The sequence below is a fragment of the Fontibacillus panacisegetis genome (assembly GCF_900102215.1).
GTDB lineage: Bacteria > Bacillota > Bacilli > Paenibacillales > Paenibacillaceae > Fontibacillus > Fontibacillus panacisegetis.
Map to the genome: position 1 here is coordinate 46579 of NZ_FNBG01000024.1, position 17145 is coordinate 63723.

Consider the following 17145-nt stretch of genomic DNA (forward strand, 5'->3'; position numbering starts at 1 on the left):
GAGATGGCTCAAGGCTTTTTTAAAGACATACTAGCTATCTCTTCGTACATTGGTTGATTGCCTAAATTTGTACGATATATTACAATTCGGTCTGCGATCCAGGTCCCAAAGCTTGCATTAGTGTTAAGAGCGCTAATAACCTCGGGGTTAAGCTCCTCTTCCTCACGATATTTGCGTGCTATTGTAATATGTGGATGATAGGCTCGATCCTCAGCTATATATCCAAGCTCTGCACTTGATGAAGTAACATCATGATATAGGTCATGCAGGGCTGTAATATCCCCATTGACCCCTCCCCACAGCACACGGGGCTGACGGGGTCTTCCAAATGTCCCTACACCCACAGCCTCCATTTTGAATGGAGCCATTTCTGCTACTCCCCTCATTAAAACTTCTTTTAACTTCCCAATTCGATCAACTTCAGTATCTCCAAGAAACTGAACGGTAATATGATAATCCTCTGCATGGACCCATTTTCTGAATTGCAGCTGTGCCCTATGCTCCCGACTCCAGGAATTCATGGTTTGCTTTATCTCCTCAGGAATAGGAACAGCAATAAAAATACGCCATAGCTGCTTGCTATTTCCATTAACTAACATGCAATGTCACATCCTTGTAATTTATTTTCCTATTTTTTCATTTTTTCGCCACAAATCGACGTTGTTCGTTATTATTTACATAACAATTCGACTATATAATATGTAATAGTATTTATTAGTTCTTTCGTCTTATACTTACTTAACATTAATTAATCCATTATAAAGGAGTACCATTATGGGATTTGCTAGAAAAATTACTCTTGTTCTAATTAGCCTACTGGTATTAGTAGGCACTTTGATTGGGGTTTTTACTTATCAAACGGCATATAGACAGGTCGAAGATTCCGTCGGCATAGAAACAGTTGGCTGTGCTAATATTACTACAGGACTTGTAGACCCAAGCATTATAGAACAACTTGCTCAAGGCCAGCAATCAGGTCTGGCATCCCTTGAAGAACGGTTGAACTGGACAGTAGATCACAAATCACTTTTCAAAGAAGTATTTATTCTATCACTTGACGGTGTAATTCTTGCGGCAGATTCCAACTTGAAGGGACGAGGATATGCAGCCGGAGAATCCTTCTATTTAGACAAAGCTGATGTGGATATGATCAAAGATATGCGTCACGCGGTTTATTCATCAGTATACACGTATGATGGAGCTCAACTGCTTAGCGGATACGCACCTATTTTTAAAGACCATGATCCTAATCAGGATATCATCGGTATGATGGTCATTAATTTTGACGCTTCCATTATTCATGATCGTACCGTTGAAATTGTTACCCTTCCCTTTATTATCGGAGGTATCATCTTTGTACTAACTGCTATAATCGTGTATTTCTTCATCCACCGTATGATCAGACCTATCGAGCAATTATCCCTTCAAGTAAACAGAGTTGCCCAAGGTGACCTGACCGTACAACCTGTCACCCTATCAAGTAAGGATGAAGTCGGAAAGCTTACAAGGGATTTTGCAAACATGACAGCAAATTTGCGCCAATTGATCACAGAGGCTAACGATATGTCGTTGCAGGTCGCCTCATCATCACAGCAGCTATCTGCGAGTGTTGATCAGACTGGTAAAGCAAGTGAACAAACCGCGAATATCTCACAGGGATTAGCTGAAGGTGCAGAGAAGCAGTTAAATAGTCTCGAAAAAAGCTCCACTGCATTACAAGAGATGTCTGACTTTGTCCAGCATATTGTAGAAAACACTGACAATGTCTCACATGCTGCAATGCAATCCACAGTCTCTGCTCAAAAAGGGGTAGAATCGATCCAACTTAGTGTTAAGCAGATGAACAAGATGGAAGATAAAATGAAGCAGCTCTCTACTAACGTTGAAACTTTAGGTGCTCACTCTCGGGAAATCCAAAGTATTTTGGAGATTATTACGGATATTTCCGCTGAAACTAACCTGCTCGCTATTAATGCCGCAATTGAAGCAGCCCGAGCTGGTGAATATGGCAGTGGTTTTGCAGTTGTCGCCTCATCAGTACGGAAGCTAGCTGAACGTTCAGCCACTTCTGCACAACAAATTGCGTCGATCATTTCATTTATCGTTACTCAAATGGAATCAACTGCAAATACGATGGAAGAAGCATCCCATGAAGTCAGACACGGTACACAGCTCGTAAAAAATGCAGGGCTCTCATTCAACGAAATAGAGCTTTCCTCAAAAACTACCGAAGAAGCTATTGAAAAAGTCAGCGCGGCAATTCATCAGCTCTCTGGAAACTCTAAGCTGCTCGTTCAATCAATTGAACAAATTATAGAAATCGCATATGGAACAGTTGATGGAGCTCAGAGTATATCTGCTGCTTCAGAGGAGCATCTGGCTGTCATGGAAGAGGTTGATGCTTCTGCTACCTTCCTGTCCAGCATATCCGAGAAATTGCATACTCGAATCGAAAAATTTAAAGTGTAAACAAAAAAGATCCCGCGAAAAGAACGGTAATACAGTTCTCGTGGGATTTTTCCATTTTCTTATTCCTCAATTGATTACTGCGCTTGTTACTCCTCTACCCTAAGCAAAGAAGTAAACCTTGCTGATACCCCATCGGCAAGCTGCTCTGGCTCAAGCTCCAACTGCAAGCCGATCTTCCCAGCACTAACAATCATCGTCTGCAAATCTACTGCGCTGCTATCAATAAATGTAGGATATAACTTTTTCATGCCAATCGGTGAACATCCTCCGCGAACATAGCCCGTCCATTTCAACAGCTCTTTTACCGGAAGCATTTCTATCTTTTTTACTTCTGCTGCCCTTGCCGCCTTTTTCAAATCTAATTCCTCAGCTACTGGGATAACAAAAACAAACAAATTAGCTCCCTGATGAGCAACCAGCGTTTTAAACACCATCTCAGGCTTTTTTCCAATTTTCTCTGCAACTGCTTCGCCATGGATTTTGCCATCTTCATTGTCATACACATGTATTTGATACGGAATTTTAGCCTTGTCTAAAATCCGGATAGCATTGGTCTTGTGCTCTGCCATGTTACTACTCCTTTTTCACGAAAATAATGAATACATAACTTAGGGCTGTCCCAAAAGTAGGTTTACTGTCAAAACTAGAAATAGCGGTGCAAGGAAGACGACCCTGCACCGCTTGATCCTTGATCCCGTCACATTCTATGACCGTATCTCATGTGAAATAGTGTCATGATGCGGAATTCCTGAAATTCCTGCAAATGTGCAGGCTTTGATCATGTAAAGTCTCTAAATGCCCTAAATTGCTGCAAATGTGCAGGCTTCCACTAAGGATTCTCTTCAAACTAGTCTATTCTGAACAATATTCCTGCAGTTTTGCATGCTTTTGTTCATTTTTTCATGGCTACTTTTAAAAAACTGCATTTTTGGTATGCTTTTCCTGATATCTTGCCTTTCCACTGCTAAAGAAGCGTCTCTCAAAGCTATCTTAGATAACTTTGAGAGACAGCCTCTTAAGCTTAAGATCTGGATTTCTATGCTTATTTACCCAAATACGAATTAAGCATCCAGCTATGTTTCTCAATCGTTGACAAAATGCCTAACAGCAAATCACCGGAAGCTTGGTCTTCAGCTTCATCAGCAATCTTCATTCCGTGCTTAAGTTCACTTCCCAATACTTTAAAATCAGCTATAATTGATTCGACCATTGCATTTGCATCCTCAGACCCTGTAGCTTCAGACAAAGTTGCAACTGCCAAGGAGTCAGAGAGAGTAGCTACAGGTCTACCGCCAATTGCCAGCAAACGTTCAGCAATTTCATCGATATAATTTGCCGCTTCATTATACAGTTCTTCGAATTTCTCATGAAGTCTAAAGAAATTAGAACCCTTCACATACCAATGGAAATTATGGAGCTTGGTGTACAATACAGTCCAGTTAGCGATTTGCAAATTCAGTTCTTTCTCCAGAGCTTGTTCACTTTGAGTTAATACTTGATTTGTCATAATAAATCCTCCATTCATGATATAGTATGAAGCACATATTGTGTATAACTTAGCTTGGCATACTGTAAATTACTTATTTTAAATTTAGACTAAATCTAAATCCTGTTTATATATTACCACTGATCTACACCATTTGCAACTTTCAATACATGAATTTCACATGAAATTTCTTTTTTACTGAATGAAGTTTATGTAATTTGTATCGCCAATATACAAAAAATGAGCTGGCATAATTATACCAACTCATCACTTGCATATTTTAAACTCCTGAACGAATCTGTAGCTTTAATTGCTCCAGACTTCGTTCCATTTGCCGGATTCCGTCTTCTACCAAACGACGATCTACCGCGTCTGCAGTATCAATTTGCGGTTTACGGGATACAAGAGATTTCCGCTCTTCTTCCCAATAAGCTTGACGGCGCTGTATTTCTTTATATTTATCCAACAGATCCGTGATAATTTCATAGAAGCGTTCATAATCGACAATTACATCATCTAGAAAACGGTCAACTTCTTCTTTTTCATAACCCCGCATCTTCACATCAAATTCTTTGTCATGAATACTCAGCGCATCCAGCTTAATGCCGAGCTGCTTGAATAATCCCTTCTGGTCTTCTAATTTACGCGCGTAATCGTCCTGCATGGGTATCCCTCCGTACCTAAAGCTAACAAATAGGTTACTTTACATTTTCATTTTATAATGTACCACATTTGCAAGCGTTTATCGACGTTAAACCCGTTTCTTATGATACCCACGTTCATTGAAGGGTTGAATTTGTTCGATCCAATTCAATTCTAGATCAGCTGCAAGCTTTCTATACTTCTTAAGTTCACTCTGATCCGTGACTCTTTCTTCCTGTGGTTTGATTCGTTCCAGAACCTCGAATACAAATTTATCTTTTCCAAATTCCTTCCATTCCTTTTGCAATTCCTTGTTCACATGATTACCCATTTGAAGAATAAACATCTCCTTATTACAGGCTCCGTCAAGGTTCAAGCTGGAGTCAATAAACACTTTTCCATTCTCTACATTTCTGATTTGATAAACTCCCATCGGCCGATGTGTTTGCATGTACTCATCTCCGATTTGTTTACGTCTTGCCTTTTGTAACTTGTCCAGAGTACTCACTCCTTTACCCAATACATACTTCCATCATCTTTTCTGTCTAAAAAACCATATTCAATTAGATAACGACGCAGGGTCACATAGTCCGAATCAGCTGTTCGCAGAATTTCATTCACTTCTTTTTCCGAATATTTTTTATTCGAATCAAATCGGTTCATGATATGTCTAAGAATAGCAAGCTTCATCTTTTGCTTTTTCGGAAAATGAGATAATGGACCTTCTGGTCCTTCCTTAAAAAATTTCTTAATGATCTCATCGTTTTCTTTAGTGGTCATGACATATCTCTCATCCACCATAGTTGCAGTACGATGTACAGGTACAAAGGAAGCAGCTGGTGCTTTCTCTTCCATCATTTCGAGGATCGTCAAATAAATTTTCGCCTGCTTCATTTTCTCTCTAAGGGTAAAACGGTGATTACGAATCGTTGAAGTACTGCCAACCTCATAACGTTTGGCGATCTCCTGATCTCCCAGTCCTTCATGAAAAGCCTTTACCAGGTTTTTCTGCAAATCGGTAAGCCCAGTCAGCTTCTTATCGAGTCCGAGCAAGTATTGAAGCATCCCACCGTGCTCCTCTGCAACGTGAAGAGCCGTAAACTTTTCTGCCTCATAAAAAATCCCATCCTGCTCATATATCAGCCCTTTAATGAACGACTTTCCGCATAGCAGGCACACAAAAGCTTCACTCTTCTCATCCCATACATAACCTTTCTTAAGTTCCGGAACAGTTGCGTCCCAAAACATTTCGGAAATTCCATACATTTAAACAAACACCCCTTTCATCTGTTTATTATATAGACGTTTTTATATATTGTCTATATTTCAGAAAAAATAGAGCAATCTACCCTAAAATATAATAGATAATAACCGTGCGAGGGGAAGGTAACGGGTTCTGTTTTGAGGTGCACTTAGTAAACTTTTGGGTCGGCCCCCTTTTACTTTACTTCAGGGGATGAGAACCACATGGGGGTCATCGGAGTGAGGATCACCGCGGTTTGCGGGTGGACTGAACGAAGTTTCGCGCTGGTAGCGCGAGTGCCCGATCGGGACGATTAGGGGCTGTCCCAAAAGTAGGTGTACTGTCTAAACTAGAAATAGCGGTGCAAGGAAGACGATCCGTGCACCGCTTGATCCCGCCACATGCTATGATCGTATCTCATATATCACGGGAACAGTGTCGTGATGAGGAATTCCTGTAAATTCCTGCAGAAGTGCAGGCTTTGTTTATGTAAAGCCTCTAATTGCCCTAAATTGCTGCAAATGTGCAGGCTTTCTCGAAGAATTATCTTCAAACTAGTCTATTCTGAACCATATTCCTGCATTTTTGCAGGCTTTTGTCCATCCTTTTATGGATACTTTGGAAAAAACTGCATTTTTGCACGCTTTGCCTGATATCATGCCTCTCCACTGCTATTGGCACAAGAAAGGCTCTTTTCCTAATCTGCAAGCTGGCGCCGCTTTTTCGATGTTTACAAATAGACTTGACATATTTCACCGCTGTGGTTTCTAGTTATTTTTTGGATATCCTGGATTCATCTGAAAAGGTAGCGTAAAAAATAGTTGATGCAAGTATACATATTATTATAGATAAGACAATAAAAACATCCTGCATTGCTGGCGTTAAATCAACCAAATTAAGAGATAACTTCCCTAAAAGAGAACCTACTGGTAAAGAAACTAGAAGCAACAGAATTGTGATTATACCTACTGTGTGTTTACGCATACTCATTAGATTTTTGTATCAACACTATGCCCTCTCCCTTTCTTCCATGCATGGAATTTATACTTTTCCTCCTAATATAATTATTTTGATACACCATTTATAATTCCATATATTCCCTACTTATCCTTCTCCATGAAAAAAAACCCATGAAAATTTAATGTGCTGGATGTTTTTGGGCAAACAAGCGAAAAATAGACTTGGCGATGTTATGTAATGGCTGAAGAAGATAGCAGCAGAAGAGGACCGAAGAGTAAGTGCGGGCGCAATAAAATCTTAAAAGAAAAAAACCATCCGAGAGAAAGCTTCGGATGGTTTAATTTATCTTCTATGATGTTTTATTTGCCTCTTGAGTTGTGTTTATCTCCTGAGCGTTGATCTCCTTAGGTTTCTCCTCTTCGAAGTCGCCACGAGCACCTCTCTTGAATTCCTTTAACATCGTACCGAAACTACGACCAAGTTCGGGCAGTTTGCTCGGACCAAACAACAGCAGAGCTGCGATGATTAACAACAGCAAATGAGTAGGTCGCAACAAATTTTCAAGCACAAATATCACCTCTCAGGTATATCTTTTTTAAAATTATACTACTTATTTCATCACAAAGGGAAACAATTTCTCGTTCATTCGATAAATTAATCCAGAAACCAAAAACGACCTCTGGGCATAAGCTGTAGTATCAAGCATAACAAAGGGGCGAACATCATGAATTCTTACGGTTTGTTGGCTGTCGTTGTCATCGGTTTGGCTTCCAATCTGGATAACGCAGGAGTAGGAATTGCTTACGGCGTTCGAAAGATACGCATTCCATGGTACTCCAATTTAGCTATTGCCATCATTTCTTTCCTTGCTACATTGTTGTCCGGACTGTTCGGGAATTGGCTCGCTTTCTGGATTCATCCCTGGATTGGACAGTTAATCGGGACCATCGTCATCGTTTCTGTGGGAGTGTGGGTACTGCTCCAGCCCTTCGTTGAGAAAAAAGCAGTTCCCCTCGATCATGAAACCAATCCAGTAACACGCCTGCTCAGAAATCCGGAAGAAGCGGATAAGGACAGCTCTAAATCCATCAGCCTTGGTGAATCAATTCTGCTGGGTATCGCTCTGGCTATGAATGCGCTGGCCGGAGGATTTAATGCGGGCATTACTCACTTAAATATATGGTATACCTCGCTGTCCGTAGGGGTGTTCAGTTTTGTATTACTTGCACTTTGCGCCGAATTTGGAGAGAAGTATGCAGCAGAGAAATTAGGTAATCGAGCGACCATTATTTCCGGGCTTTTGCTTATCTTTCTTGGCATTCATCAATTGCTGTAGTATTAGCCAATCGAAAATTTATATGATTAATATTTTAAATTCCAGATAAATCCTTAAATGATCGTATATTCCTTAAAATGATATATTCCTCTATAATTGTAGTAACAATTACAATCAGTCAGGAAGCTATGGTCAAGAGAGGAGGTGTAACTATGAAATGGCTCTCCAGTTATCATCAAGACCTGGAACTTGCATTCGCAGAAGCCGCATCTATATTAGAAGCGCTGCCAGTAACACATAGACAACCTGCACTAGAGTTTCTCGATAAATTCCACCCGCTAAAAGAAGAACGTTCCAAAAACTACATATGTTATCTTCTTCCACTGTGGATGCACGAGCTGACCGGAGTTCCTCTTCATAAATGCAGGGAGTTTGCTGTAGCCAATATTTTTGGCATGCTGTATTACCAAATCATCGACGCCGTTATGGACGATCGGGATCAGGCTTCCACGAGCATGCTCCCTTTAGCAGAATTCATTCATCTGGAGTTTATTCATAAATATAGTCACTCGTTTCCCGCAACCTCTTCATTATGGGATTATTACAGAAAATACGTAGCTGAATGGGCTCAAGCTGTTTCTACAGAGAACAGTTCTGATTTCTTCTATGAAAACCCGGTACGTATGGGGCACAAGGCATCTCCGGTAAAGCTGTCTATTATAGCTCCACTTCTACTCTCTCATCGGGAAGAATTAATTCCGGAATTAGAAGAGGCTGTTGATACTGTTCTTATAACATTGCAGATGCTCGATGACTGGCAGGATTGGGAGAAGGATTTGTTAGAAGGCAATTACAATTCACTTGTATCCATGGTACAAACGGAGTGTGAAATTCCTAAGGACCGCCGGCCTACATCTGAGGAAATAAACCAGGCTATATATGTTAGAGGATTACTATCTACTTATGCTAATCGGGCAAATATACTTCATGTAAAACTTTCAAAAATACAGACTATAGTCCCTCATCTTTATGATTTCCATGCATCACTACATAATAATATAGTAATTGGGGCTCAACACCATGAATCTGAAAGAAATTTGCTGTTACAAGGCGGACTAAACTATTATTTGTCGAAAATACCGAAAAATTCCTAGATTGCCCAAATATATAATGCTATACTTATGAGGTAAATATAACCATATTGAGAGAAAGGGTGATTCTATGGCAACAGAGGCTCTTCACAATCAAGTTATTCAAAAAGCGTGGCAAGATCCTGATTTCAAAGCAAAACTTCTAGCAGACCCTAAAGCAGCAATTCAAGAAGCGCTCGGTATAGTAATTCCTGAGCATATCAGCTTAAAGGCCGTAGAAGAAAATTCCAATGAATTTTATCTCGTTCTTCCTCCGCAGCCTTCAAAAACAGTGATTGCTTCTGATGTTACTCCACAGTTCCAATGGGCATAAAGACTCTGTAATTAGTAAAGTATTTAAGATAAGACAGGGATGGTTGAGATTATTCAGTTATTCAATGGTGCTAATGCATACCTTTGGAAACTGAATAATCACTTCCGTCCCTATTCCTTTTTCACTTGCAAACTTGATACTTCCCTCCATTACTTCAATAATTCGGAGCGTCACCATTAACCCCAGACCAGTACCTTTCGTTTTGTTCGTAAAATATGGTTCTCCCAGCCTTGCCAATACCTCGGCCTCCATTCCTTCACCATTATCCTTAATGTGAATGTGTACTTTTTCGCCTTCTTCATAGGCCCAAATCTGGATTTCACCTTCGCCCTGCAGCGATTCAATGCTGTTCTTAATAATGTTAATGAAGGCTTGCTTGAATTTTGAAGAATTCCCTCTGATATAAATATCATTAGGAATGTGCACGGATATTTCGCCCCCCTGCATATTGGCCATAGGGATTAAAATACCCTCAATATGGATAAACTCATCCAAAATATTCAAATTTGTTATTACACCTGCTTCCGGCTTGGCAAAAGTCAAATAATCTGTAATGATCTCCGACGCCCGATCCAGTTCATGCATAGCCATATTCAAATAAACCTTCTCTGAAGGCTGTCTTTCAAGAAGAAGCTGAATAAACCCACGAGTAACTTGCAGAGGATTGCGTACTTCATGGGCAACAGATGCTGCTAGTTCGCTAATGATTTCCATTCTTTCCGAACGTTGAAGCTCATTGTTGAACATTTCTAATTGTTTAGTATATTGTACAATTCTCTTATGGTTTTCGGAAAACTTTCTGCCAAGAATAATTATCAATGAGATGAGGAAACATACGATCCCCCATTTCCATAGAAACAAGCTGTAATACGGATCAACTATGTAGTAATATAGTAATTCTCCAATGCCAATTAATGCAAAAATGATAAAACCCATTGAAAAGATAATCGCATTTTTATCTCCCTGAACTGCATACTTGGTTGAGAAACAAATAAGCAGTATAAATTGTACTATCATTATTATGCCAAGCACTTGCAAAGATACGATATAGTAAAATCCGTATAATAGGACTTGGAAATTAGAAATAACTAGCAATAGGAAGCAAACTAAACAGAAACAAGAATAAATTGTTTGAAATATTCTGAAGCGTCGAACAATAGAATGAAGCCCCGAACCGAACGTTTTTTCAAAGAAGAAAGTAAATGTAGGCAATAAAATATACAGAGATATATCAAATAACACTGAATACATACCTCTCATTGACTGATGAAGCCATGCTGGTAAGGGACTATAAGTAATAACTAAAAATCCACTGGATAAGATTACGGCACATAGGGAAAGCCACATAGACAAATTCCCAGTATATAAAAACAAAGAGCATACCAGCATAATTAGTGCAATAAAAATCAGCGTACTTCCCAGAATGTAAGTGGCTGTGTTATTACTGATAAAGCCCCTGATCATGTCTTGATACTTTCCAACCTTGATTTGTTTCACAATACCAATGCTACTATCGTTTCGTTCCAAACCTACATAAACCTTCTGATGCGAATTAATTACACTAAGAGGTAAGAGCACCGTATTATAACTCAGAGCAAAATTACTAACATTATCATATATATCAACTCCATCGACTTTAACTACCACATGAGTACCATAAATCCTTTCAAAAAAAATTGCGGCAGCCTTTTCATTTAAATCAGGCAATTCAAACTTAACCCATTGAGCAGAATCCCCCTGAGTTCTCTCTGTAACAGAATTACTTCCATCGACGTCAATCCAACCGTCCATAGCGTCCAACTGATCTGTGGTAATATTCGAATCAAGCTCACTTACCCATTTTATTTGCCATTGATTAATGACATGCTCATCAACATGATTATTCTCGGGAACTTCTAAAAGAAAAATACAAAAAGCAACTATAATAAGTACAACTATACTAAACAACACCCTATATAAAACTTTCATATCCTGCATCCTACCCCTACTCGCTAGAAATGAGAGCCATTCTACTTTATTTTCAATTTTGGAAACTATTATTTATTCGATACAGATATACACAATACCTTCAATATTATGGAATAAAAGATATTTTTTATTTGGTTGTGATCAAGGATATTGTACCTTTATTAAGATTTTTAATCTATGGATAGTTTTTACATGGTGAAAATGAAATCAAAAAATAAAACCGGGCAGGAATATCCTAACCCGGTTTCTTCTAGAAACATTATTATAAATGTATCTACTTGTCTTTGTAAATTTTAAATTGGCCTACTAATTGCTGGAGTTGTTCAGCCATTCTGCTTAAGTCAGTAGATGAAGAGGCAACTTCTTCTATTGAAGCCAGCTGTTCCTCGGCGGCGGCTGAAATCGTTTCTGTATTCCCTGCCATTGCTTCTGAAAGACCACGAATCAAACTAATTTCATTTTCAACAGTGTCAGCACCCTCTGCCACTTCATTCATTGATAAAGATACTGAATGAATCATATCCGCCGCTCCCACAATCGATTTACGTATCATTTCAAACGACTGACCTGACAGATCGACTGCTTCCATTCCTTGTGCGACACGATCCTTAACCTCCTCCATTGTACTGGAGGCTTTGCTCATTTCATGCTGAATATGTTCAATAAGATTTTTAATCTGTTCTGCTGATTGTCCGGAACCTTCCGCAAGCTTACGAACCTCTGAAGCAACAACCGCAAATCCACGACCTTGTTCACCTGCTCTCGCTGCTTCAATCGATGCATTAAGAGCTAATAAATTTGTCTGTTGTGCAATGCTGGCAATAACACCAACGATATCACCAACATGCTCTGCGCGGCTATTTAGTGACTGAATAACATCACCAAGTTCTTCAACGGCGTATTGAATACCTTGTATTTTCTCTTCAGCACTTGTAACAGCATGTGTACCTTGATTTGTTGATTCTGTTGTATTGGACATCGTTCCTGTTACTTGATTCATCTGTTCGGTAATATGCTCAACCTTCCGATTCATGTGATCTACACTCTTCATTCCGCCATCTACACTTCTCAGCTGATGCTCACTTCCAACTGCTACTTCCTGAATCGCTGTCGTCACATTCTCGATTGCTTTTGTAGTCTGTTCTGCACCTGCTGTCAATTCCTCTGCTGATGCGGACAGACTATCTGTCATTTCTCTGACGCCTTCAACCATTCCTCTCAAGTTATCCACCATGATCTGGAAGTTATTCGCCAGATCACCGATTTCATCCTGACGGAAAGAATCCAGTCGCTTGGTCAAATCTCCTTTTCCTAACACAGCTGTTGCTTCTTTAAGCTTGCGCAGCGGTACTGTCACGGATCTTACATTAAGGAAAATAATCACAACTGCTGCCAGAACGGAAGCCAAGACAACAAATATCGCTGTATCGCGGATTTCTTTCGTATCCTCTTTTACTTCATCTTCGCTAATCGTACCACCAATTCTCCATCCCGATATCTCATTTTTCATGTGCGCCATTTTATAGTCTACATTCTGACTAGTATAGCTCAGGATATCATTGTCTGACTTAAATAATGACTCCGTATATTCTTCTTTGGATTCTTCACCAATGACTGCAGTAGGATGAACAAGATTTTTTTTGCTGCTATCCAGAATAATGATGTACCCTTCTTCGCCTACTTTCATATCTGTCAGCTTAGCTAACGTCGATAAATCCAGATTTAATGAAATAACACCTTTTCCGTCAGGCAACAGCTGAGAAATAGATACTACCGGATTTCCATCAACAGACTGAAAGACCGGAGATATAACCGCTCCCTTCATTTGCTTGTGGGCGAGGGTGTACCAATCCCTTTTTCTCGGGTCAAAACCTTCGGGCAGGGGATCATCCAGAGCACGAATGATGGACCCTTTATCTGTTCCTACATATATATCCAAAACATCCTTATGAATCGCACGATATTGCTTAAACATATCCTTGATCGTTTTATTTCCTTCAGCCACTTCTTTCTCTATATCCCCAGTAGCTACCTTACTAGCGTAATACTCCAGATCAACTATTTTTTCTTCAATTAAATTGTTTACGATGGCGTTCGCTGAATTTACGCTTCCGTGAGCGCTTGCCATCAATTCTTCCTCTACTCGATCGCTGGCAACAGAATATGTAGTTATTGAAATAATCATGCTAGGAATTAATAACACAAGTAAATATGTAACAACCATTCTATTTCTGATTGAAAATGAAATTTTTTTCATAAAAGCCCCCCCTTTTCTTAACTCAAAATATCAATATTTGACACTATTATATACTGATTGTCGGATTTTGACGATCCATTTTAAAATACAAAGTATAGCAAAATAATAATGTCCTTACTCGTGATATAATAACGCTAAATCGATCGGAAATTAGAAAGGTGGATATGCCATGAAAGGCGCTGCACTCGAAGTCGAAATATGTCTTCTTGCAGGCAAAATAATGCTTCAGAGCGGAGCAGAAACTTACCGTGTAGAAGATACGATGATTAGAATGTCAAATTCGCTTGGTCTTAATGGATCACATAGCTATGTCACTCCGACCGGAATTGTATTTCAACCCGGTGAAGCACTGCCAGCGAAGCTGATTCGTATCGAGGAACGGACAACAAATTTACATAAAGTATCCGCAGTCAACGATATTTCACGCAAGCTTAGCAGCGAGACTATATCATCAGAAGAAGCTCATCAACTGCTTATACAAATTGACAGCTCCAAAAATGCCTACCCGCTTGCACTGCAAGTTGCTGCCGCCGCGATCGCAAGCGGATGCTTTACAATCATGTTTAGAGGAAGCCTGACCGATTTCATTCCCGGGGTATTGTGTGGTGGTCTCGGATTTATATCCTATATCCTTCTGAATCAAGTATTTAAAATCAAATTTTTCGCTGAATTTACCGCCTCATTCCTGATTGGCATTATGGCTATATTACTGGTTCGAGTTGGAGTAGGTGTCACAATGGATAAAATCATTATCGGTTCCGTCATGCCGCTTGTCCCTGGTCTGCTCATCACGAATGCAGTACGCGATCTTATGGCTGGACATCTCGTGTCCGGTTTATCGCGGGGCGCCGAAGCTTTTCTCACTGCTTTTGCTATCGGGGCAGGCATTGCTGTAGTGTTCAGCATTCTGTAAATACATAGAAAGGGGTCATGTCTTACATGGTAATTACCCTGCATTTGATTACAAGTTTTATCGCCTCGGGAGCGTTCGGTATTATTTTCAATGCACCAAAACGCACCCTCCTTCACTGCGGTATAGTTGGCATGTTAGGCTGGATCGCATACATTGTGCTGGATTTTAGAATGGAAGCTATTTTCTCCACGGTAGCAGCGACATTCATTGTAGGAGTCATCAGTCAGTTATTTGCTAAATTATTCAAAAAACCTGTCATCATATTCAGCGTCTCCGGCATCATTCCGCTTGTTCCCGGTGGCCTTGCTTATGATGCGATGCGGAATTTCGTCGTCAATGAATACAATGTTGCAATTCAGCTTGCCGCTCAGGCTTTTTTGATCTCCGGATCGATCGCTATCGGTCTTGTTATGTCTGAGGTGCTAAATCAGCTTCTACATAAAATCCCATTAAAAATGCCGATTTGGAAGGCTAAGAAATTACCAAAATAGTTTGGTGAAACATGATATAATATCAAGCGGCCTGTTTAGTAAAACGTATAGGAACAGATATCATAATTTAGCTGAAAGAAGATGGACACCAAGATGATTATCGATATTGTGATGGATGTAGTTCTACCCATTTTTGTACTGATTGGGCTTGGAGCATTCATGCATCGAGCTTTTCAATTGGACTTGTATACTTTAGCGAAAATCAACTTCTATTACATCACCCCCGCAGTGGTGTTTCTGGGAATGTATCGATCCGAAATGTCACCCGCCTTGCTTGGAAATGTTACTTTATTCTACGTGTTATATGTAGTGTTGCTATATGGAGTCAGCTCCATCGTAAGCTGGAAAATGAAATTCGGTGCAGGAATGAAGGCAGCGTTCACCAATAGTCTCATTTTGGACAATTCCGGCAACTATGGGCTTCCCATTAACCAGCTTGCCTTCAAAGGTGATCCGCTTGCGACATCTATTCAGGCGTTAGTCATGACATTTCAAAGTCTTGTTACCTTTACATATGGCGTAATGTCAGTTCAGCGGGCCAAATCGGGAGGTACATTGAAAGCTGCACTCATCGGTTTTCTTAAAATGCCTGTCCCATACGCTCTGATATTAGGCTTGATTTTTCACGTATTTCACTGGCCCTTGCCTCAATTTGTATCTAAACCGCTCGGTTACATTTCAGATTCCATGGTTAGCATCGCGTTGTTAACGCTTGGTGCACAAATTATAAAATATCCGCTTCGATTGGACCGACTTGAAGTATACATAAGCGTAATCTTGCGGCTGCTCATCGGCCCAGTCATCGGAGTGCTGCTTGTCTTTTTATTAGGGATGAAAGGTATTCCTGCCCAAGCGCTGCTCATTGCATCCGGGATGCCTTCTGGTGTCAACAGCACGATCTTAGCTGAGGAATACGATAACGAGCCGGATTTCGCCTCGCAAACTGTATTGATTTCGACTCTTTTAAACGTAATCACCATTACGGCATTGATTTCATTATCCAGATATGTGGGCTGAGGAACCTTGGATTGTTCTGATGGATAAGCAATATAGTTATCAAAAGGCCAAACCAATAATGTTGCCGACTCTTTCACTTCATAATAAATGGGACTGTCCCAAAAGTAGGCTTACTGTCAAAACTAGAAATAGCGGTGCAATGAAGACGATCCCTGCACCGCTTGACCCCGCCACGTTTTCATGACCGTATCCCATGTGTAATAGTAGTCATGATGCGGAATTCCTGAAATTCCTGCAAATGTGCAGGCTTTGATCATGTAAAGTCTCTAAATGCCCTAAATTGCTGTAAATGTGCAGGCTTTCTCTAAGGATTCTCTTCAAACTAGTCTATTCTAAACAATATTGCTGCATTTTTGCACGCTTTTGTTCATCCTTTCATGGCTACTTTTTTAAAACTGCATTTTTGCAGCTTTTCCTGATATCTTGCCTTTCCACTGCTAAAAAAGAAGCGCCCCTCAAAGTTATCCTAGATAACTTTTGGGACGGCCTCTTCAGTACAACTAAAGTATTATTTCGCGTTCAATTCAAAATTGGTCTGATGCAATTCTTTGATCGTTCTTTGCAGAAATTGACCCTCTTGTTTTCCTAATCCATATTGGTTATCCTTGGCGATTAATTCACCAATCCGTCGTTTTAGCATTTCCATCCGGCGTTCCAACACTTCATCATAAGCCAAGCCAGGTCATCTCCTCTATAATTGAACTATTTTTTTACACAATTATTAGTATAGAGGTTTCACGCCAGCATGAAAAACAGGATCTAAGACTGTCTCGCCATAAAATGAATAATATTTATCTACTCTTGGAACGGTACGGAATCATCCATAAACATCCTTAGCAACGCTCCAAAATACTTCCCATTACTCCCAATCCATCCGACACTGTTCGACATTGGAGATCAAAATCGACATATTACTCTCTAGCAGAGCTAAGAGCTGATACTTTGTAATAGGAATAAAT

At 40.0% G+C, this 17145-nt stretch carries 17 protein-coding genes; 7 read left to right on the forward strand and 10 right to left on the reverse strand.

The features are described 5' to 3' along the window. Positions 1-8: 8 nt before the first annotated feature. Positions 9-599, reverse strand: a complete 591-nt coding sequence (gene thpR / locus BLS49_RS17870; RefSeq protein ID WP_091233798.1) for an RNA 2',3'-cyclic phosphodiesterase — start codon at positions 597-599, stop codon at positions 9-11. Between the two features lie 175 nt (positions 600-774). On the opposite strand from thpR, the gene BLS49_RS17875 reads away from it, so the two are divergent. After that, positions 775-2469 carry a methyl-accepting chemotaxis protein gene (locus BLS49_RS17875; protein WP_091233801.1) on the forward strand — a complete coding sequence of 565 codons (1695 nt, stop codon included), beginning with the start codon at positions 775-777 and terminating at the stop codon, positions 2467-2469. A gap of 86 nt (positions 2470-2555) precedes the next feature. On the opposite strand, the gene ybaK is transcribed toward BLS49_RS17875, so the two are convergent. From ybaK to BLS49_RS17905, 6 genes are all read right to left on the reverse strand, one after another. Further along, the gene (ybaK, locus tag BLS49_RS17880) at positions 2556-3038 is read right to left on the reverse strand and encodes a Cys-tRNA(Pro) deacylase (RefSeq protein WP_091233803.1); all 483 of its coding nucleotides are present in this window, start codon (positions 3036-3038) and stop codon (positions 2556-2558) included. A 473-nt stretch (positions 3039-3511) separates the two neighbouring features. Continuing rightward, a complete protein-coding gene (locus BLS49_RS17885) occupies positions 3512-3976 on the reverse strand; it encodes a Dps family protein (RefSeq protein WP_091233807.1) in 465 nt (154 codons plus the stop codon). 259 nt (positions 3977-4235) lie between these two features. Then, positions 4236-4619, reverse strand: coding sequence for a DivIVA domain-containing protein (locus BLS49_RS17890; protein WP_091233810.1), 384 nt, complete (start codon positions 4617-4619; stop codon positions 4236-4238). Between the two features lie 87 nt (positions 4620-4706). Continuing rightward, positions 4707-5117 (reverse strand): GIY-YIG nuclease family protein, encoded by a 411-nt coding sequence (locus BLS49_RS17895; protein ID WP_245742550.1) that lies wholly within the window; start codon positions 5115-5117, stop codon positions 4707-4709. Next, a complete protein-coding gene (locus BLS49_RS17900) occupies positions 5102-5863 on the reverse strand; it encodes a DUF2087 domain-containing protein (RefSeq protein ID WP_091233814.1) in 762 nt (253 codons plus the stop codon). Before BLS49_RS17900 ends, BLS49_RS17895 begins: the two co-directional genes overlap by 16 nt. A gap of 1286 nt (positions 5864-7149) precedes the next feature. Continuing rightward, a complete protein-coding gene (locus BLS49_RS17905; protein WP_091233817.1) occupies positions 7150-7368 on the reverse strand; it encodes a Sec-independent protein translocase subunit TatA/TatB in 219 nt (72 codons plus the stop codon). A gap of 129 nt (positions 7369-7497) precedes the next feature. Here BLS49_RS17905 and ytaF point away from each other — a divergent pair, with 129 nt between their 5' ends. From ytaF to BLS49_RS17920, 3 genes are all read left to right on the forward strand, one after another. After that, positions 7498-8136 (forward strand): sporulation membrane protein YtaF, encoded by a 639-nt coding sequence (gene ytaF, locus BLS49_RS17910; protein WP_342707215.1) that lies wholly within the window; start codon positions 7498-7500, stop codon positions 8134-8136. 152 nt (positions 8137-8288) lie between these two features. Continuing rightward, positions 8289-9230 (forward strand): hypothetical protein, encoded by a 942-nt coding sequence (locus tag BLS49_RS17915; RefSeq protein ID WP_091233823.1) that lies wholly within the window; start codon positions 8289-8291, stop codon positions 9228-9230. Between the two features lie 67 nt (positions 9231-9297). Further along, a complete protein-coding gene (locus BLS49_RS17920; RefSeq protein WP_091233826.1) occupies positions 9298-9540 on the forward strand; it encodes an NHLP leader peptide family RiPP precursor in 243 nt (80 codons plus the stop codon). Positions 9541-9597: 57 nt separating this feature from the next. Here the strand turns inward: BLS49_RS17920 and BLS49_RS17925 are convergent, their stop codons facing one another. Both BLS49_RS17925 and BLS49_RS17930 read right to left on the reverse strand, forming a co-directional pair. Beyond that, positions 9598-11508, reverse strand: coding sequence for a sensor histidine kinase (locus BLS49_RS17925; protein ID WP_091233828.1), 1911 nt, complete (start codon positions 11506-11508; stop codon positions 9598-9600). Positions 11509-11782: 274 nt separating this feature from the next. After that, complete coding sequence (locus BLS49_RS17930) at positions 11783-13765, reverse strand: methyl-accepting chemotaxis protein (protein WP_091233831.1); 1983 nt, start codon at positions 13763-13765, stop codon at positions 11783-11785. Positions 13766-13934: 169 nt separating this feature from the next. Between BLS49_RS17930 and BLS49_RS17935 the strand changes: the two genes are divergently transcribed. The 3 genes from BLS49_RS17935 (at position 13935) to BLS49_RS17945 (ending at position 16186) form a co-directional block, all read left to right on the forward strand. Next, positions 13935-14678, forward strand: a complete 744-nt coding sequence (locus BLS49_RS17935; protein ID WP_091233834.1) for a threonine/serine exporter family protein — start codon at positions 13935-13937, stop codon at positions 14676-14678. A 26-nt stretch (positions 14679-14704) separates the two neighbouring features. Beyond that, positions 14705-15169 (forward strand): threonine/serine exporter family protein, encoded by a 465-nt coding sequence (locus tag BLS49_RS17940; protein WP_091233837.1) that lies wholly within the window; start codon positions 14705-14707, stop codon positions 15167-15169. Between the two features lie 93 nt (positions 15170-15262). After that, the gene (locus tag BLS49_RS17945) at positions 15263-16186 is read left to right on the forward strand and encodes an AEC family transporter (RefSeq protein ID WP_091233839.1); all 924 of its coding nucleotides are present in this window, start codon (positions 15263-15265) and stop codon (positions 16184-16186) included. Between the two features lie 508 nt (positions 16187-16694). Here BLS49_RS17945 and BLS49_RS24885 read toward each other — a convergent pair. Further along, positions 16695-16862, reverse strand: a complete 168-nt coding sequence (locus BLS49_RS24885) for a hypothetical protein (protein ID WP_175471463.1) — start codon at positions 16860-16862, stop codon at positions 16695-16697. Positions 16863-17145: the final 283 nt, after the last annotated feature.